The sequence below is a fragment of the Proteobacteria bacterium CG1_02_64_396 genome (assembly GCA_001872725.1).
In the GTDB taxonomy this organism is placed as follows: Bacteria; Pseudomonadota; MNWR01; order CG1-02-64-396; family CG1-02-64-396; genus CG1-02-64-396.
On sequence record MNWR01000017.1, the window covers coordinates 41,032 to 60,361 of the forward strand.

The following is a 19,330-nucleotide window of genomic DNA, read 5'->3' on the forward strand; positions in this document are numbered from 1 at the left end:
TCGGAATTGGAGTCTGCGCCGCATGAGAACGACTTGCAATATTTTGGTGGCTTAGATCACACAACAGAGGGGACTGGAGGCGGCCGCCCAAGGGGAGGCCTGTCCCCGAATGGGGCCACCTCCCGGGGACCCGACGAGGGGCGCACGGGATCACCCCCCTCAACTTACCCCCGGCCCAAATGTTGGGGGTCGGCGGCGTAACGTTCGGCCAGTTGCTCCCCCACCCAGGCGGGGGCCGAGTAGCGTTTGAGGGCGGCGACCACCGCCTCTTTGCTCAAACCCTTGCCGGCAAAGAGCTCGGCGGTGGCGTCGATGGCCGGATCGTCCACCGGCCCCCGACAGCCGGTACAGGGTTGACCGAAGGTGGTGCAGACCGCATCGCAACCGGCGCGGCTCAGGGGGCCGCAGCAGACGACCGCTTTTTGCTCGACCAGACAGGGGGTTTGGTTGATGCGGCACTCGGTGCAGACGGTGCGATCCTCGGTTGGAATCGGCAAGCCGTTGAGCAGGTTGCCCAGGGCGCTCAACAGGTCGGTGCGGGTGACCGGACAGCCGGGGATGGCGCCGTCGACCGCCACAAAGGCCGACAGCGGCAGCGCCTTGGTTTCATCCTGGTTGATGGCGGGCAGGGTGTGGCCGTAGACCTGGGCCTTGAGCACCTCGACCGGGATGGTGTTGCGCATGGCGGGGATCCCTCCCCAGACGGCGCAGGTCCCCAGGGCGATCAGGTGTCCGGCCCTAGCCCGAATCGCCTTGAGTTTGCGCTCTTCGGCCTCGGTGCAGACGCTCCCCTCGACGAAGGCGATGTCGAGCGGACCACCGTCGTCGAGGCGGGAATCGGCCATGCCGAAGGTGACCACCTGAATGTGGGCAACCAGTTCGAGGATCTCTTGCTCAAGGTTGAGCAGCGCCAGTTGATCCCCGGCGCAACCGGTGAGGCTGAAGATGCCGACGCGGGGCAGGGTCATGGGGGGCTCCTTCGGGGGAGGGTCGTTGGGCAAGCCCGACCTGTCGGGCCAAGCCGACCGACGGTTGGTGGATGCGCTGCGCTTATCCACCCTACATGCGGCGGGGTAGGGTGGATAAGCGCAGCGCATCCACCTTTTTACGCCACGAAACTCAATGCCGCGCCAGCGGCAAATCGACCGGACTGCCGGGGATCGAGCGGACCAACCGGCCCACCGTCAGCCCCTGCACCAAAATCGAGAAGACCACGATGCCGTAGGTGATGGCCAAAATCGTGTCGCGCTCGGGGCCGGGGGGGAGCGACAGCGCCAGCGCCACCGAAATCCCGCCCCGCAGCCCCCCCCAGGTGAGCACCTGCACCGCCTTGGGGGTGAAGCGGCGCCAGCGGCCCATCAAGCCGATGGGGATGCCGACGCTGATCCAGCGGGCCAGCAACACCGCCGGAATCAACAGCGCCACCGCCAGCAGGTGGGCCGAGGTCACGGCGACCAGCAGCATCTCCAGGCCGATCAACACAAACAGCACCCCGTTGAGCGCCTCGTCCATCAGCTCCCAAAAGCGGTCGAGGTTTTCGCGGGTGGTGTCGGACATCGCCAGCGCCCGCCCGTGGTTGCCGATGAACAGCCCCGCCACCACGATGGCGATGGGGCCGGAGGTATGCAGCGCCGTGGCCAGGGAATACCCCCCCATGGTCAGCGCCAGGGTCAACATCACCTCGACCTTGTATTCGTCGACGCTGCGCAGTAGCACAAAGGTAACCCAGCCCAGAAGCAATCCCAGGACGATCCCCCCCAGCGCCTCCTCGACCAGCAACATCGCCACCCCCCCCACCGTCGCCTCGTGACCGCCGCTGGCCACACCCAGCAGGATCACAAAAACCACCACCCCGACCCCGTCGTTGAAGAGCGACTCCCCAGCGATTTTGATCTCAAGCGATTTGGGGGCGTTTGCTGTTTTGAGGATGCCGAGCACCGCGATGGGATCGGTGGGGGAGATCAGCGCCCCGAAGAGCAGGCAGTAGATCAATGGGATGCCAATGCCGAGCAGACCGAGGACCCACCACGTGAGCAGGCCGACCAGTACGGTCGAGAGGAGCACCCCCACCGTGGCCAGGACCGAGACCACCCAGCGCTGCTTGTACAGGTCGTCCAAATTGACGTGCAGGGCGCCGGCGAAGAGCAAGAAGCTGAGCATCCCTTGCAGCAAGAAGGTGTCGAAATCGATCCCCCGCAGCATCGCTGCGGCCGCCTCCCGCCCCCCCGGCCACCAATGGCCCACCGCTATCAGCAGCAGCGACATCCCCAGCGACAGGGCCATCAAGCCGATGGTGGTGGGGAGCTGGAGCCAGCGATGGTTGAGGTAGCCGAACAGGGCCGAAAGGACCACCAGCAGCGCCAACAGATCGATCAAATGCATGCCATCAACCCCGCCAGAAATCGCGGTTGAGCAAGACCACCAGGGTGAAGATCTCAAGCCGCCCCAGCACCATTCCCACCATCAGCGCCAGTTTGGCAAAGGGTTCGAAACCGGCGTAATTGCCCGCCGGCCCCACGTCGCCCAGCCCAACGGCGGCGTTGGTCAGGCAAGCCGAGGAGGCGGTGACCGCGGTGATGAGGTCGGCGCCGCTGGCCGCCACCAGGGCGGCAATGATCAAAAAGGCCGAAATAAACAGGGCGTAGAACCCCCATACCCCCTGCACCAGAGCGTTGTCGAGCACCCGCCCTTCCACCCGCACCGTGATCAGGGCGCGGGGATGGATGACCCGCCGGATCTCCATCAGCCCCTGTTTGACAATCAGCACCAGTCGCAAAACCTTCATCCCCCCCGACGTCGAACCGGCCATCCCGCCGACGAAGCTGGAACAGACCATCAAGAGGAGAATGAGGGAGGGCCAGGTGCTGAAATCGGTGGAGGCGTAACCGGTGGTGGTCGCCAAAGAGACCACGTTGAGCGCCGCTTGGCGCATCGCCAGATGCCATTCCACCCCGGAGTTCCAGAGCCACAGGGTGGCGATGGCGACCAAGGAGGCCAGCAGGAGGATGTAGACCCGGAATTCCAAACTCTGCCAATAGTGGGCGAAGCGCAAACCGGGAATGTAGATGTAGCGGATGACCCCTTGCCGATCGTGGGTCGGGTTGTGTTTGACCCAGCGGGGGACGATGAAGGCGAGGAATTGCAGCCACACCCGGCGCCGCCCCCGCTGAATACGGACCGGCACCGTTTCGACCCGGAAGGTCATGAAGTGCTGGGCGAAGCTGATGCCGGCCAGAACCATAAAAGCGACCAGCAGCCAGTGGATCCAGGGGTTGTCGAAGTAGCCTACCGAGGCGTCGTGGGTCGAAAAGCCCCCCAGCGACACCGTGGTGAAGGCATGGCAGATGGCATCAAACCATCCCACACCCAGGGCCATGAGTAGCCCCGCTTCGGCCAGGGTCAGGCCGAGGTAGATCATCCACAGGATCTTGGCGGTGGCGGCGATGCGCGAGCCGATCTTGTCTTTTTTGACCCCCGGCATCTCGGCCTTGAAGAGCTGCATGCCGCCGATGCCGAGCAGGGGGAGGATCGCCACCGCCAGCACGATGATCCCCATCCCCCCCAGCCATTGCTCCATGCAGCGCCAGAAGTTGATTGCGCGGGGGAGTTGATCCAGCCCCGAGAGGACGGTCGCCCCGGTGGTGGTTAATCCCGAAACCGACTCGAACAGGGCATCGACCACCCCTGCGGTATGGGCGAGGTAGAACGGTAGGCTCCCTGCAACCGAGAGGATGCCCCAAATCAGGGCGACCAACATAAAGCCATCGCGGTGGGTCAACTCGGCGCCGCGCTGAAAGAAGAAGTGGGCCAGCGTCGCCCCGCCGATCAGGGTGATCGACATTGAGATTAGAAAGGGGACAAAGGTGCCGTCGTCATCCAGCCAACCCAGCAGCAGACTGGGGATCATGGTCATCGCGAAGAACATCAAACACAGACCGCTGACCCCGAAGAGAATCCTAGGATGCATATACCCTCGCCCGTTGGGGAGTAGTGGGAGGGCCGATGGCCCACTGGCGGGATCCTAGCAGCATGAGGGGATTTGGAGGAGCGGGGGGGGCTGCCTCATCGCCGTCTTGGTAGACCAAGAGCCTGTCGAACTTGATGCTGTCCTACTCGGCGACGGCTCCTGCGTCGCGCGACCTCCTGCATCCATGCCGTCGTACGTCGGCGGTCAATCACTCCATTTTCTCGCCCTTTTTCGTCACATCGTCGCAACTCAGATCCTCAAAAAGGCGAAAAACCGACCTCGATTCCCCACTCAACTCGCTACGGACGCTCAAATCCGACTGGCTCCTGGGAAGCGCTGATTTGATCGGCGCTTCCTTAAGCCCTCGGCAAATGGATGTCGTACCGCCAGGTCACCACCCGCAAGCCGGTCGTGGTCACAATCGTCCCCCACATCAGCCATGCCATCCCCAGTCCCCCATCGGCCAGCAGCAGGTAGACCGCCGCCCCCGCCAGGCAGGCCGAGGCGTAAACCTCTTTTTTCAGAATAAAGGGGATCTCGCGGACCATCATCGCCCGCAGCACCCCGCCCCCTGTGCCGGTCAGGGTGGCAATGAAGAGAATCCCGACCCAACCGAGCCCCGCCTGATCGGCCACCGCCGCCCCCACGGCGGTAAAAACCCCCAACCCCAGGGCGTCGAAACCGATCAGCCACCCCTCCTGCTCGTCCAGGCGCCGCCCCCAAAAAAAGGTGAGCGTTCCGGTCAGCACCGCCAGAATCAGGTAGGTCTGGTCGGCAAAGGCGGCTGGGGGATGCCGCCCCAGCAGGGCGTCGCGCATCATGCCGCCCCCCAGGGCGGTGACCACCGCCAGCACCACGGCGCCGAGCAGATCGAGTTTGTGGGTAACCGCCCGCAGCGCCCCGGTCAGGGCGAAGACGACGGTGCCGAAGAGGTCGAGCAGGTGGATAGCGGTAGGCATGTACACATCCGGTCATCGAACGCCGCGCCACGATGAAGGCGCCGAACCATGTCGAGGGATTATCCCCGCAATGGGCCCAAATGGCATGGGATCGCTCGCTCGCCCTGCCGCACCCCCAAACCACCTCAAAAAACAAGGGGCAAGGCGATCGAACGCCTTGCCCCCAGTTCCCTTCGCCGTTCCGTTCGGGGCACGTCCCGCTTACCCCATTTCGGCCATGGCCTTGGTGGTTGCATTCAAGGTATTGACCAGGGTGTTGAGCACGGGCGACTTGCGATCCAGCACCTCCTTCGAGGCGATCATTTTCTCTTCGCCGTCGGAGCCGGTCAGTTTCACAGTGTAGTGAAGACGATTGCAGCCGTTGGGAACAGCATCGTCCAAACCCAGCACACCGTTGATGTCGCAGTCCAACTCGACCGACACCTCGATCCCCTGCAACTTGGTGTTGAACAGGGCGGCGTTGGTCGCGATCCCCGCCGTCAGACAGCCGCATAACCCGGCCGCCAGGTACTCGACGGGATTGGGTGCCTCGTCCGTGCCTCCCAACTGGGGCGGCTCGTCAACGGTCAAAGTGAACTGGCGGTCCGGACGGGCGATGTTCTGACCACCGGCTGTGATCTTCGAAATACTGACCTCGGTTTTGGTCCCGTTTTTCCACTGGGACTCCGCGAAAAACCGGACCTTTCCAAGCCCTTTATCCGCTTTGACGGCCTCGACCAATTGACCGATGTTCCCCATGTTGACGCCATTCGTTGCTTCGAACATGTCTCTTCTCCCCTGTTTGTTGAAAACATAATTATGAAGGTACTGCCTGAACGGCCAGCAGTTGGGTCGATACGTTCAACGGCAATTTCAGGATGGATCCGACCGGAGAGGTGCGAACCACCTTTTCGTGGAGCTCTTCCACACGTTTTGGATCGGCATTGGAGCGCAGATAAACCTTTGCCGTGATGTTGCTGAAACCGGCCGGAACGTTGGGATCGATGTCCAAGAAGCCCGCCAGATCCAAATCGCCGTCGATTTCGACCCGCAGATCGTCGATGACGATGCCTGCCAGAGAGGCATTGAGGGTATAGCCGACGATCAAACACGACCCGTAAGCACCTAAAACGACCTCCACCATATTGGGCGCCGAGTCGCTCCCGCCCAATGCGTTGGGTTCATCCATCGACAAAGTGTGCTGACGGATCGTGGTCCCGCAGTCGAACCCCCCCCGCCATACCGATTCCGCCCGCCAACTTGTTTGCCCCTTCAACCCGTCGCACCGCACCGCCTCGATCAAACCCTTAACCTGGGACACCTCGATTCCGTTGATTTTCTCCGACACGTTCATGCTTTCTCCTTTCTGTGTGAAACACGCGATGAATATCCGTCTTTAACTCAACTGCACATCGGCCGCCTCCGGCAGCAGCCCCGATTTGGGGTCGGCCACCGGGCGGCATAGCGCCCGCCCCTCTTGTCCTCGTTCGTCGCATCGGCGCCGCCACGGGGGCTCAAGTCCGACAGGCTTTCATTCCAACAACGCGGCGAACACCTTCTGGATCGCTTGGGGAATATGGGTCAAATTGACCTCAATCCGACCATCCTCGCCCAACCGCATGACCTTGGCGTACACCGCCTCGTCGGGAGAGGGGTTGGATTCCAAGAAGAATTTGATGTTGGCGCGAACCTCGAACGCCGAGGGGAGCTCCAGGACGCAGTCTTTCGCCGCCAATGCGCACAGGTTTCCTGGCAGAAATTCACCCGCCGAGGTCTTGCCGCTAAGGGGTTCGTAGCGAATCGCGAGGGGAGAGATCAACGATTTAAAAACCACCTTCCTTGGTGGAAGCCGAACATTGAAAGCCCCCGAGATCCCCGATATCTCGTACATCGTCACCGGCTCCGCGATCCCTTTGAAAGGTGCACTGAACGAAGCCGCCGCCTCCAATTGAGAGGAGACGGCATCCCTGGTGGCTTGAGTCACGAGAACCTGCCCCCCCACGGTGTACGACTCCACCCTCGCGGTGAGGTTGACATTTCGCCCCACCACCGCGTACTTCGTGCGCATGTCGGACCCGATATTGCCGGCGACCACGTTGCCGGTATGGATGCCGATGCCCATCGACAGCTCGGGGTAGCCACGCTCCCGGTTCAGGGCATTGACCCGCGACATCGCCAGTTGCATCTCCAGGGCGCAAGCCACCGCGCGATCGGCATCGTCCTGCCGCATGGTGGGGGCTCCGAAGAGGATCAGAATCCCATCGCCCATGAACTCGTTGATAGTCCCCGAATACTTGAAGATCACCTCGGTCATCTCTTTCAGATACAGATTCAACATCTCGACCACGGTCTCGGCCGACAGGGCTTCCGAAATCGCCGAGAAACCCCGCAAGTCGGTGAACATCACCGAAACCGAGAGGGTCTTCCCACCCAGATCCAATCCCTCAGGCGCCTCTAGGATCTGCTCCACCACCTCGTTGGACATGTAGCGTCCGAAGATCCTTTTGATGAACCGATTCTTGACCTCCAACTGATCCAAGGCCTCGCGCAGGTCGGCGGTTCGCTCCCGCACCTTCTGCTCCAAGGTTCGATTGAGCTCCTCTAGGTTTTCGCGTTGGCGATTGAGCTGATGGGTGGCCGACAGAAACCCCGATATCGCCAAGAAGGTGTCGATATCCCCCGATTCGAGGGGAGGGAAAAAGGGCTTGGCCTCCTTGAGACGCCCCGACAACAGCAAACCGATCGTTCGGTCGCCCTCGCGAATGGGTACGCCCACGAAAAAGGGGATGGGGATACGCTCCTTGATCGCCAGGGCCATTGCCGCTTTCCCCCCCCTGCGGTTGGCCAGAAGATGGCCCTCCTCCATCCAGGCGGGATCGTGCTCGATGCTGGCCCCCCTGAGGATATCGTGCTCATCCAGGACAAAGCCGTTCCAGAACACCGCTCGGTACTGATCCCCCTCCCGGACCAGCACGACGGTGCGATCCATGTTCAACGTAGCGTTGATTTCGTGGATCGTGGAGAGGCACAAATCCTCGAACGTCTGGCGGGTGTGGATCTTGGCTTGAAGATTGGCGAGAACCGCGAAACCCTGCCGTTTCAATCGCAGTTCGTTGTTCAAGACCGTGATGTTGGAGTCGTGCCGGACGTTCAATCCCGCCAGCTCGTCGGTCAAGGCGGCGTAATAGTCGACCGCCTTGCTCAGCTCCCCCACCTGCGTCTGGGCGTTGGCGACAAGCGCCCGCAATTGCCCCTCGGAGGCGTCGCCGGGGATGTCGGCAACCGCCGCGGATGCCCTGACCTCTTCGGTACGCGCCGCCGTCGCAACGGCATCGACCTGTGGGGGCGCCTCTTCGACGACCGCCTCGCTGACGATCGCCAACACCCCGGTCCAATCCAGGGGGGTTGGCACTCCGGCAATCTCGCCGATCTCGACCCCGGAGTAGAAGCCCAGCAGCGGGATCTCCCCCAGGGCCTTTTGGACCTCCACCGCCTCCTCTTTGTCGAACCCCGAGTAGGAGGCGGCACGCCCCGCGCAATCGATGTAAAAGGCAAAAATCGGTTTGCGCCCCCCCAATCCCGCCAACAGATGGGCGACCTTCTCGCCGATGTAGCCGAAATCGAGATCGCGGCGCATCAACTGGATCTCCGAACCCGGCATCAGATCCGGTTCGAACATCACCAAACCTTTGCGCTTTTCGTCGACCCCCATGCACAAACGGTTGGCGTAACGGTCCTCGTCAAACGGACCGAATTTCTCGCCGCGATTGACCCCAAAGGTGACGAAAAAACTGTAGTCCTTCCAGGTTTTGCCCGATTCCCGCCCAAGGAGGTCGGCGATTTTGTCCAACGCCGGAACGCCGTCGATTTCGAGCACGACGTTGCCCTCGGTCTTGGTGATGCGGTGGTAGCTGCTGGCGGGACGGCAACCGTGCATGACGGTGGAGTCGATACGCAGCGCGCCCGAAAAAACCAAGGCCATAGCGCTTTGCTGCAAGACTTCGTCGCCATGCCATTGGTATGTCTCCCGGCACTGCATGTCGCCCACCAAGCCCGCCCCAACCAGCCGGGGCCAAGAGGCGAGTTCGCGGTAGATCCCCGCAAGCAGGTAGGTGGCCATGTTCATCTGAAAAGAACCCTTCAGACGATTGACCGAGTCGTACAGGAGGATGACCGAGGGGTCTTCTTCGTAGCCCCCGTCGCGAATGGCGGCGCCGAGTTGGCGACCGACTTCGGTCTCGTTGTCGGCCAAACCCCGTGCCAACAACACATCGAATTTGGATGGCGACGAGAAAGAAACCAGGAGCACGCCAACCTGGAAGCCGTCGTAGGCGAGATCGGTGTTGGTGATGACGCCAACACCGTAGCCGCCGACCACGGTACACGCAGCTCCGACCACGGCCCGAACCCCATCGCGTAAAAGGGCCGGATCGTGGCGGGAGGTAGAAATCAGGATCGCCAGATGCCAATCGGGAACGTCCTGCCCCCGAGTCGAGGCTTGCCTGGCTGCCTCATAACCCGCTTGAAAGGACTCCTGTTGATCGCTGAACCCAACGCGACCGATCGAGTGCGTCATATCCATGGAAGTGTTCATACCTGACGTTGCGCGAACGCGGCGGCGGAATTCCCGCCGCCGCAGAAGAGGCTTACTGCAAGCGCTTGCGGATGTATTGCGGAATACCTTCCCGTCCGCTTTTTTCCCTGTTGTAGATGTGGTCAAACTCATGGGCGGGATTGAGCATTTTGGTGGCAATGTTGCGGGCAGCTTCCCAGCACTCCTCCTGCAAACCGGTTCCGCAGGTATATCCACCGACCAGCCACACTCGGTTCTGGCCCTGAACGCCAGGAATCGTCACATCCTGACAATACTGGGCCCGCATCCCCAATATGGTGTGGTAGAAGTTGAACATCGTGCATCCGGGCGGCAGAAACGAACTTTGGGGCCCCAACAGATACGCATCGGGCGGAATGGGATTCCGGGGGTTCAGGGTGCAAAAATAGAGGGGATCGTTGGCGTTGTTGATGATGGGATTCTTGCTGGCCGAATCGTTCTGATGCCGGTTGACGACGTAGCTCATCCGATAGGGCTGGCCCTGGTTGGGATGGTCGTACATGTTGACGTTGTAGGTACGCCACGCACTGACGTTGGCAGGGAGCTCGCCCGTGCTGGCATGCACCACGACCTCGTCGCTGGAGTAGGTGATTGCGTTGACAATTTCGTCGATGTAAGGGGGAACGGCTCTTTGATTGGCGAAGATCGACCGCAATTGCCACGCCTGAACCCCCAAAACCACGGCATCGAACGTCCCGCCGGGGGAATTCCCGTCCGTCGTAACGACGACGCCCCCCCCGGTGTACTCGAACTGAGCCTTGGTGCCGGTGAAGATCCGCACCCCTTTGTCGGTCAAATCTTGCGCCAACGCCGCAATCCAGCTGTGGGCGCCATTGACCCAATACATTCGGTCGGCGCCCCGTCCCGTCCCGTATCCCTCTTGTAGATTGAAATAATGGATGACCATCCGCGCCGGCATATCGGAGGGCGCGATGCCGGTCGCGAAGTACATGGCGTTGATGTGCGGGAACAGGTTGTAGTTGACGAAATCGGAGCCGAATCTGAGTTCGGGGTAGTTGGCCGAGACGGTGGGATCCGACAAGAACTGCCCCATCGTGGCGTTGAAGAACTTCCCGCTCGGCTGAAGGAACTCGTTGATATTGGCGCTCACATAGGCGGCAAATTGATTGTTCCCGGCCTGAATGGTCGCGGGAATGATGTTGGCCCACGTGGTATCCATGGTGTAACCGCTGCCTGGGATGGTGCCTCCATTGCCGACGCCGAAGAAGCTGATGGTGTCTTCCAGGGGGGCATAAGGGACGCCCAGCCTATCGAGCATCCCGACGATTTCGGTATAACTGTTCTTGTTGAAATCGTTGACCCCGAGGTCGACCCACCGCTTGAACCATGGATTGGTTCCACCCGGTATGGCCTGCCCAACGCTGGGGACCGGCACGGTTCTGCAATTGCCTCCCACATGGTGAACCGCCTCGTAGACCGTAACGTTGACCCCTTTCTGATTTAAGAAGTAGGCCACCCCTAGGCCGCTAACCCCGCCACCGATCACTGCCACGTTCCGTACCGACATACACTCCGCCCCTTTATGGTTGTTGGTTTTATTGGGTGTATTGCACTTATCGACACCCCATGCGCGTCCGACGGTCGTTTCCATAATACACTTGCGATATATCAAACCATGTTGATGGTAACGGCGTGTAGTCCATCTAACCCACAGACAACCTCTGCCGTTGCTGCTTTGAGACGCGCGGACGGGCAAGGGCCATGTGGGCCGACCACGAAAACCCTTACCTTATATGACCCTACGGAGTAACCCCGGAAAGAGACGAGGTCTTTTTCTGGATTGAGAAGAGTCGATTGAGGCATCCATCCTACGTCACACGACGTGATGCCTAACACGACGTTTCCTTACAAAACCATACCGAATCGTGATGATCCCGGCCGTAGCTCCATCGAAGACCGATCCCATCGCTTTTCTTGTTTCCTTCCATGTTCGCTCAGGTCTTGCCCATGGCATCGGAATTGCCGCACGTCGACATCGCCATCGTCGGTTCTGGCCCCGGCGGGTTGAGCGCCGCCGCCCGCGCCGCCGCCCGCGGCATGAGCCATGTGGTGCTCGAACGCCAGGGACATCTGGCCGACACGCTACAAAGCTTCCAGGCGGGCAAACCGGTCATGGCGACCCCCGAACGGTTGCCGCTGCGCTCCGACTTTCTCTTCGAGGCAGGACGCAAAGAGATCGTGCTGGAGAGCTGGCGCTGGCAGGCCGACAAGCTGGGGGTCCACATCCGTTTTAATGCCGAGGTCCGTGCCATCGCGCCGCGGGAGGGGGGGGGCTTTCACATTGCGTTGGAGGGGGGCGACGAACTGCTCGCCGACAAGGTGGTGCTGGCCATCGGCCTGCAAGGCAACCAGCGCAAACTGACCATTCCCGGCGCCCATCTCCCCCACATCCAATACCGGCTCGACGATCCCCAGTCATTTCAAGACCAGGACATCCTGGTGATCGGGGGGGGCGATTCGGCCATCGAAACCGCACTGGCCCTGATTCCCCACAACCGGGTCACCCTTTGCTACCGGGGCAGCGAGTTCGCCCGGGCCAAGACGGGCAACCTCCAGGCGTTGGAGCAGGCCGCCGTGCAAGGGCTGCTCTACGTCATGCTCGATTCAAATCCTAAGGAGATCGCGCCCGGAACGGTTCACATCGAAACAGCCAAGGGCAACGCCGTTCTCCCCTGCTCGGCCATCATCGCGCGGCTTGGCGCGATTCCCCCCCGACGGTTTCTTGAGAGCATAGGCATTCGCTTCCACGGCGCCGACGCCACCGCCCTGCCCGAGCTGAGCCCCACCCTGGAATCAAACGTGCCGGGGCTCTACATCGTCGGAGCCTTGGCGGGATACCCCCTCATCAAGCAGGCGCTCAACCAGGGTTACGAGGTGGTCGAGGCGATTGCCGGCAACCCGCTCCCCCCCACCGACGAGCCGCTGCTGCTCGAAAAACTCACGGCGGGCCACGTCGAGTCGACGGTCGACGCCTTCATCGACAAGACCCGCCGGATGATCCCCCTCTTCGCCGGATTGACCCATCTGCAAATGCGCGAGCTGCTGGCCAAAAGCATCGTCCACACCCTCAAACCGGGGGAGCCAGCCTTCCACGCCGGCGACTATTCCAACACCTTCTGGTCGATCGTCTCGGGCTCGATGGCGGTGCTGATCGACCCGAACGATCCGGGGCGCAGGGTTTTTCTCAACGCGGGCGACTTCTTCGGGGAGATGGGGCTGATCTCGGGACGACGGCGCAACGCCACCGTGGTCGCCCAAACCACCAGCGTCCTGATCGAGACCTCTCGCCGTTCGATGCTCAAATTGATCACCTCCTCCGAGGCGGTGCAGCGGGCCCTCGACCGGGCCTTCATCGTGCGGCAGATCCACCGCATGTTCGGGGTTTCCCTCGGCGATGATCGTTTCGCCCCCCTGCTCGACAAGATGCGCATCGAGCATTACCGCCCCGGCCAAACCATCTACGCCGAAGGGGACGACGGCGACTGTATGCATCTGATCCGGCGCGGATCGGTCACGGTCGAGCGCCGGGTCGGAGGGAAAAACATCGTGCAGGCCTACTTGCAGGCAGGCAGCTACATGGGGGAGATCGCCCTACTGGGGAAAGTCCCCCGTACCGCCACGGTACGGGCGGCGGTCGCCACCGAGACGGTCCGCATCGACAGCGAACACTTCCACCAGCTCGGCGAGCTGTTCCCCGACCTCAAGCGCCAGGTCTACAAGACCTATCGGGAGCGGCTGGCCGCCGACAGCAAAAACAACACAGACAATGCCAGCGACGCCATCCGGTTTTTGATTGCCCAGGGGATCGGCGAGGGGACCGACATCTTGACCATCGACGCGTCGCTGTGCGTGCGCTGCGGCAACTGCGAAACCGCCTGCGCCCGGATGCACGGCGGGGTTTCCCGGCTCAAGCGCGATTCGGGCAGCACGGTGGGCAACCTGCATCTGCCGATCTCCTGCCGCCACTGCGAACACCCCCATTGCATGGCCGAATGCCCCCCCGACGCCATCCACCGAGAAAAAGGGGGCGAGGTCTGGATCGACGCCGCCCAGTGCATCGGCTGCGGTCAGTGCGAGAGCAACTGCCCCCACGGGGTCATTCGCATCATCGAGGAGGCCCCTGCGCCCCCCGAGGGTTTTCTGCCCAAGATCCGGGGCTGGAGCAAAAACTCCCGTCGGCTCTGGCACCGGCTGCTCTTTTTGCAAAAACAGGACGATCTCCACCCCGAATCGGGCCTGGGGATGGTGGGAGAAAAAAACAAGCTCGCGGTGAAGTGCGACATGTGCCGCAACATCGCCGGAGGCCCCTCCTGCGTCCGCTTCTGCCCCACCGGAGCGGCCCTGCGTACCCGCCCCGAAGCCCTGCTCGACCGGCTGCGTCGGCCCCGCTGAGGAAAGCGCCATGGATGGATCGATCCTGAGCCACCGACGCTTCCGCCACTTACAACGGACCCTGCTGGCCGTGGCCGTAGCGGTTGCCTTCACCCCGGCCCGTGGGCTGAACGGCGGCACGACAACCGGGTACGTTTTGGACATTACGGCGACTGTACCGGCTGCCACCGCTACCATGGAGAGTGGGACGAAGGGACTTAATCCGATCGATCGATCGACGCGCCTGGAGGGCGCAACACCCCCTCGCGGATGAAATAGCCCGCATCGACCTTGATGCAGCGGTTTTCGACATAGTCCACCCCCGCCGCCCGGCACATCGCCATAGCCTCGGGGCTTCGCGCTCCGGGCTGCACCCAAACCCCCTTCACCCCCCGTTCGAGCGCCCGCGCCACCACCGGGGCGATTTTATCCTCCCCCAAAAACACGTTGAGCAGATCGACCCCCTCGGGCAGTTCATCCACATCGCGCAGCACCGGTTCCCCCAGGATTTGATCCCCCCTCGGGTAGATCGGGATCAAACGCCAGCCCCAGCGCTGCATCCGAGCCGCCACCTGATGGCTGATCCGGTCGGGTTTGGGGGAGAGCCCGACCACGGCGATGGTGCGGCTGCGGGCGAGCATCGAAAGGGCGGGGTCGGACATGGCAAACCTGCGTCAATCGAAAAGAAGAAAGCCGGCCAACATCAAACCGGCATTGGCTCCGGCATGCAGTACAAAGGGGGCCATCACGTGCCCCGCCCGCAGCATTACCCAGCCCAGCAGCAGCCCCCCAATCAGGGGAATCAGCGGCACCTCTTGGGTCGGCAGGTGGGCGGCAGCAAAAACCAGGGCGGTCACCACCACCGCCCAACGTCCCCCCAGCACCTGGGCCAGGGCCGGTTGCAGCGCCCCGCGAAAGAGAAGCTCCTCCACCCAGGGGCCGACCAGAACCGCCAAGGGGAGGAACAAAACCCAGCCCAGCCCCGAGACCTCGGGCAAATAGGTCGGGATGTCGCGCAGATTGAAGGTCAGCCCCACCCCAATGACGGCAATGCCAAGCCACCCCAGCCCAAAAACCCACGGGGCGATGCGGCGTAGCGCCAAACGCCAGTCGCCCGTTCCGACCGGCCACCCCCCCCAGATCCAGCGGATGACGAGCAAATCGATGCATCGCACCCCCAATACCCAGGCCGACTGACTCAACGCCTGCTCGTCGCCGATCTCAAGCTTGCCCGGAATCCAGCTGCCCAGACTGGCTTCGATTCCCACCAGCACCGCCAGCAGCAGCAGCCCCTTTTTCAAATCGGTGGGGATCGTCACGGCGTCCACCCCCGCTGGCGCAGCGCCCGGTAGGCGTACCCCTGCAAATACCAGGGGAAGATCTCGGAACGCACCAACGTGTCGAGCACCCCGGCCCCGACATCGCCGGGGATGCGGACCATGGCGTCGGCCACCTTGCACGAAACGATCAGGGCCGGTTCTCGATCGGGGGCGAGCATAGGGAGCAGCAGCGCCAACAGATCGCGACGACCGCTTTCGGCCGCCCCCTTGGCCCCGTAAAGCCGCACCGGGGCCGAGGTGTCGCCCAGCCAGGTTTGCCATTGCTGCATGGTGAGCGCCCGCCCATCGGCCACCTCTTCGGCCAGCTTTCTCGCCAGGGCGATCCGCTGCCAGCCGCCGCCAGAATCCGCGTTTAGGTTTTCCCACACATCCCCTGCGGGGGGGGGCGCCGCGCCGCTGGCGATCAGCAGCAGTGCCAAACCACCGCTGCCCGTCACCCCCACGGGGCGCATCCCCCAATGGGCGACCGATCGCCCCCCCAGCCAAACCAACCCCATCAAACCTAGCACCCCCCAACCGAGCAAAAGTCCCCACCCCAGCAGTTGGCGAACGCTGTTTTTTGTATCGCTTTGAGCCGAAAGGGTTTGGATGGCGTGCAGCCAGGCGTCGCGCCCCAGCACCGAAACCTCCAGTCGGATCTGCTCCCCCGAACCTGCCCGATTGCCGATGAGCCACCCTTTGCCCTCCGCCGGCGCCGGAGCGATGGTGAAGTCACCCATAGTGCCGGATGCATCGACGATCACCGCCACCCCGATGCCGCGCAGCAGGGGGGTCAGCGCTCGGGGGATTGGCTCAGGGGCGATCCAGGCGCCCACCGGCTGACCGTGGTCGATCAGCGGTTCAAAAGGGCGGCTGGCCAAGGGGGAGACACGGTAGTAGCCATCGACCAGCGCCGCCCCCCCCGGCAAACCGAGCAGCACATCGCGCCCCCACAGCGCGGTCGAGCCCTGGGGCAGGGCGGACAGCAGCGCAAGGCCCACCGCCAATCCGGCCAGCGCTCCGCGACGATTGCCAAACCCGTGAAAGGGGGCGGGGATGAGGATCGCTCCGGCGGCGATGGCGCCACCCCACCACCCCCCCCAACCTTGACCGGCCAAACCGCAAAGCAGCAGCGCAAGCAGCGCCGCCAGCCCTCGTCCCCAGCGCGGCAGCCACCCCGTCAGCCCCGCAATAAGCATCAGCCAGGGGAGCCAAGCCAGGGCCGGCAGCAGGGCGGCGCCCCAGACCGGGATCGCCTCGACCGCCTGCGCCTGGGGATGGGGGACGATCCCCGCCTGCCCCACCGCCTGCATGGTGGCGGCCAAATGGGGCGCCACAGGCGCCACCCAAGCCCAGCCCCAAACCCAGGCGGCCAGCAGCAGCAAGGCGATCCGCCCCCACCGGGCGCCGGGTGGCTGCGCCCACGTTTGCCCCTTTGCCGGACCGTTTGGTTGTTCCATGCTTTTGGCTTCTCCCACGAATAATCAGGAACCTGAAATGATCCCGAGACTTTACCTGCCCCCCGACAGCGGGGCCACGACCGACCCAACCCTGACCGGCGCTAGCCTGCCCTTGAGCAAGGAGCAGAGCCATTACCTGGCCCGGGTGCTGCGGCTGGAAGAGGGGGCGGCGCTGGTGGTGTTCGATGGCTGCGGCGGCGAGTGGGAGGCGACCTTTTTGCCCCCCGCCACGGCCCACATCGGCACCCCGACCGGGCGCAATCCCGAATCGCCCCTCGATCTGACCTTGGCCTGCGCCATCGGCAAAGGGGATCGCTTCGACTGGGTGCTGCAAAAGGCGACCGAGGCGGGGGTCACCCGCATCGTTCCCCTGCTGACCCGCCGTACTCAGGTGAAGATCGAGGCGGGCCAAAAAGAGGAACGCAAACTGGAGCGCTGGCAGGCCATCGTCATGGAGGCGGCCGAACAGTCGGAGCGCACCGTCATCCCCGAGATCGCCCCCCCCATCACCCCCAGCCGCCTCGATTTGAGCATCCCCACCCTGGTCGCCTTTGAGCGCGGGGGGCGCCCGATGGAGCAACTGCTCGCCGACATCCCCACAGGTCCGCTGCAAATCGCCATTGGTCCGGAGGGGGGGTGGGATCCCGAAGAGGTGGCCGACTTGAGTGGTCGCGGCGCCCATCTGCTGAGCCTGGGGCCGCGCATCCTGCGGATGGAAACCGCCGCGCTGGCTGTGGTGGCACTGGCCCAAGCGCTACGGGGGGATTGGCGGTAGCGCTCATCCACCCTTAGTGGAAGCGCTGATTGAATCGCGCTTCCGAGCAGCCCAGGGATGGGCCGCCAAAATCAGGAACGTAAGTAGGAGGCGACCCCGTCGCCGAAGCTCTGCTTTTGGTTTTTGGCAAGCGTCGCTGATTCAAGACAGGATGCCTTTAATCAGCGCTTCCTTAGGAAAACGCTACGCAGGCGGCTCCTAGGAGTCTGTCGGGCTTGAGCGTCCGTAGCGAGCTGAGTGGGGAATCGAGGCCAAATTTTCACGGTTTTGAGGATCATAGTGGTGGCTATGTGACGAAAAACCGGGGAAATTTGGACCGATTACCCGCCGGCGCAGTAGGACGATCTCAAGCCCGACAGACTCCTAGAACAACGGGGCCGACTTGTTCGCACCCCCAAACCCAAGCAGGATGTTGAACACTGGCTTTTGCGTTGTCCCGTAGCTTCCTTTCGATTGGCCTGCAAGGAGACCGCCGATGACCGTGACCCGTGTGACCCTCGACGAAAACGAAATCCCCAGCCACTGGTACAACGTGGTGGCCGACATGCCCAATCCCCCCAGCCCGCCGCTGGGGCCGGACGGCAACCCGGTCAGCCCCGAGCAGATGCTGGCGATCTTCCCCGGTAACCTGCTTGAGCAAGAGATGAGCGCCGAGCGCTGGATCCCCATCCCCGAGCCGGTGCGCGAGGCCTACAAGATCTGGCGTCCCACCCCTTTGATGCGGGCGGTGCGGCTGGAACGTGCGCTCGGGACCCCGGCCAAGATCTACTTCAAATACGAGGGGGTATCCCCTTCAGGCTCGCACAAACCCAATACCTCGATCCCCCAGGCCTACTACAACAAACAGGCGGGGATCCACCGTCTGACCACCGAGACCGGCGCCGGGCAGTGGGGCAGCTCGATCGCCTTTGCCGGTCAGCTTTTCGGGGTCGACGTGCGGGTCTATATGGTTAAGGTGAGTTACCACCAAAAACCCTACCGCCGCTCGATGATGCAAACCTGGGGGGCCGAAGTGTTCGCCAGCCCCAGCAACATGACCCAAACCGGCCGCGCCATCCTCGAAAAGGATCCCGACAACCAAGGCTCTTTGGGCATCGCCATCTCAGAGGCGGTGGAGGAGGCGGCGGGACGGGCCGACACCAATTACTCGCTCGGTTCGGTGCTCAACCATGTGCTGCTGCACCAAACCGTCATTGGGCTGGAGGCCAAGAAGCAGTTCGAAAAGATCGGCGCCTACCCCGACATGATCTTCGCCCCCTGCGGCGGCGGCTCGAATTTCGCGGGGATCGGCTTTCCCTTCTTGGCCGACAAAGCGGCGGGGAAACAGGTGCGGCTGGTGGCGGTCGAGCCGACCTCGTGTCCGACCCTGACCAAGGGGGTCTATGCCTACGACTACGGCGACGCCTCCGGCTTCACTCCGCTGATGCAGATGTACACCCTCGGGCACGACTTCATGCCGCCCGGCATCCACGCAGGGGGACTGCGCTACCACGGCGACTCCCCCCTGGTGTCTCAGCTCTACCACGAAAAGCTCATTGAGGCGGTGGCGGTGCCGCAACTGGCCACCTTCGAAGCGGGGGTGCAGTTCGCCCGCACCGAGGGGATCATCCCCGCCCCCGAGTCGTGCCACGCCATCCGCGCCTGCATTGACGAAGCGCTGCGCTGCAAGCAGAGCGGCGAGCCCAAAACCCTGCTCTTCAACCTATCGGGGCACGGCCACTTCGATATGTCCTCATACGACCGTTACTTCGCAGGGGAGCTTGAGGATTTCGAATACCCTGCCGAGGCGATTGCCGAGTCGTTGAACCATTTGCCCAAAGTGGGGGGGTAAAGATCGGTTGCGCTGGTGGCTCCAGCTTTCGCTGGT

General features: G+C 62.9%; 14 protein-coding genes. 3 read left to right on the forward strand and 11 right to left on the reverse strand.

Annotated features, from left to right (window positions below; genetic code table 11):
- Positions 1-164: 164 nt before the first annotated feature.
- From AUJ55_02110 to AUJ55_02145, 8 genes are all read right to left on the reverse strand, one after another.
- Positions 165-968 carry a hypothetical protein gene (locus AUJ55_02110; protein ID OIO60522.1) on the reverse strand — a complete coding sequence of 268 codons (804 nt, stop codon included), beginning with the start codon at positions 966-968 and terminating at the stop codon, positions 165-167.
- 151 nt (positions 969-1,119) lie between these two features.
- A complete protein-coding gene (locus AUJ55_02115; GenBank protein OIO60523.1) occupies positions 1,120-2,382 on the reverse strand; it encodes a sodium:proton antiporter in 1,263 nt (420 codons plus the stop codon).
- A 4-nt stretch (positions 2,383-2,386) separates the two neighbouring features.
- Positions 2,387-3,967 (reverse strand): hypothetical protein, encoded by a 1,581-nt coding sequence (locus AUJ55_02120; GenBank protein OIO60524.1) that lies wholly within the window; start codon positions 3,965-3,967, stop codon positions 2,387-2,389.
- A gap of 356 nt (positions 3,968-4,323) precedes the next feature.
- Positions 4,324-4,926: a hypothetical protein gene (locus AUJ55_02125; protein OIO60525.1), complete on the reverse strand. Its 603-nt coding sequence runs from the start codon at positions 4,924-4,926 to the stop codon at positions 4,324-4,326.
- Positions 4,927-5,127: 201 nt separating this feature from the next.
- Positions 5,128-5,691 carry a hypothetical protein gene (locus AUJ55_02130; protein OIO60526.1) on the reverse strand — a complete coding sequence of 188 codons (564 nt, stop codon included), beginning with the start codon at positions 5,689-5,691 and terminating at the stop codon, positions 5,128-5,130.
- 31 nt (positions 5,692-5,722) lie between these two features.
- On the reverse strand, positions 5,723-6,259 hold the full coding sequence (locus AUJ55_02135) for a hypothetical protein (GenBank protein OIO60527.1): 537 nt from the start codon (positions 6,257-6,259) through the stop codon (positions 5,723-5,725).
- A 177-nt stretch (positions 6,260-6,436) separates the two neighbouring features.
- The gene (locus AUJ55_02140) at positions 6,437-9,487 is read right to left on the reverse strand and encodes a hypothetical protein (GenBank protein OIO60528.1); all 3,051 of its coding nucleotides are present in this window, start codon (positions 9,485-9,487) and stop codon (positions 6,437-6,439) included.
- A 64-nt stretch (positions 9,488-9,551) separates the two neighbouring features.
- Entirely contained in the window at positions 9,552-11,045 is a 1,494-nt protein-coding gene (locus tag AUJ55_02145; protein OIO60529.1) for a hypothetical protein, read from the reverse strand.
- Between the two features lie 440 nt (positions 11,046-11,485).
- Here AUJ55_02145 and AUJ55_02150 point away from each other — a divergent pair, with 440 nt between their 5' ends.
- Positions 11,486-13,930 carry a hypothetical protein gene (locus AUJ55_02150; protein ID OIO60539.1) on the forward strand — a complete coding sequence of 815 codons (2,445 nt, stop codon included), beginning with the start codon at positions 11,486-11,488 and terminating at the stop codon, positions 13,928-13,930.
- A 197-nt stretch (positions 13,931-14,127) separates the two neighbouring features.
- Here the strand turns inward: AUJ55_02150 and AUJ55_02155 are convergent, their stop codons facing one another.
- The 3 genes from AUJ55_02155 to AUJ55_02165 are packed head-to-tail and all read right to left on the reverse strand — an operon-like array spanning position 14,128 to position 16,688.
- Positions 14,128-14,571 carry a hypothetical protein gene (locus AUJ55_02155; protein ID OIO60530.1) on the reverse strand — a complete coding sequence of 148 codons (444 nt, stop codon included), beginning with the start codon at positions 14,569-14,571 and terminating at the stop codon, positions 14,128-14,130.
- Positions 14,572-14,583: 12 nt separating this feature from the next.
- The gene (locus AUJ55_02160; GenBank protein OIO60531.1) at positions 14,584-15,237 is read right to left on the reverse strand and encodes a hypothetical protein; all 654 of its coding nucleotides are present in this window, start codon (positions 15,235-15,237) and stop codon (positions 14,584-14,586) included.
- A complete protein-coding gene (locus AUJ55_02165) occupies positions 15,225-16,688 on the reverse strand; it encodes a hypothetical protein (protein ID OIO60532.1) in 1,464 nt (487 codons plus the stop codon). The genes AUJ55_02160 and AUJ55_02165 overlap by 13 nt, the downstream gene beginning before the upstream one ends.
- 37 nt (positions 16,689-16,725) lie before the next feature.
- On the opposite strand from AUJ55_02165, the gene AUJ55_02170 reads away from it, so the two are divergent.
- A complete protein-coding gene (locus AUJ55_02170) occupies positions 16,726-17,463 on the forward strand; it encodes a hypothetical protein (GenBank protein OIO60533.1) in 738 nt (245 codons plus the stop codon).
- A 475-nt stretch (positions 17,464-17,938) separates the two neighbouring features.
- Positions 17,939-19,294: a TrpB-like pyridoxal-phosphate dependent enzyme gene (locus tag AUJ55_02175; GenBank protein ID OIO60534.1), complete on the forward strand. Its 1,356-nt coding sequence runs from the start codon at positions 17,939-17,941 to the stop codon at positions 19,292-19,294.
- The last annotated feature ends 36 nt before the right edge of the window (positions 19,295-19,330 follow it).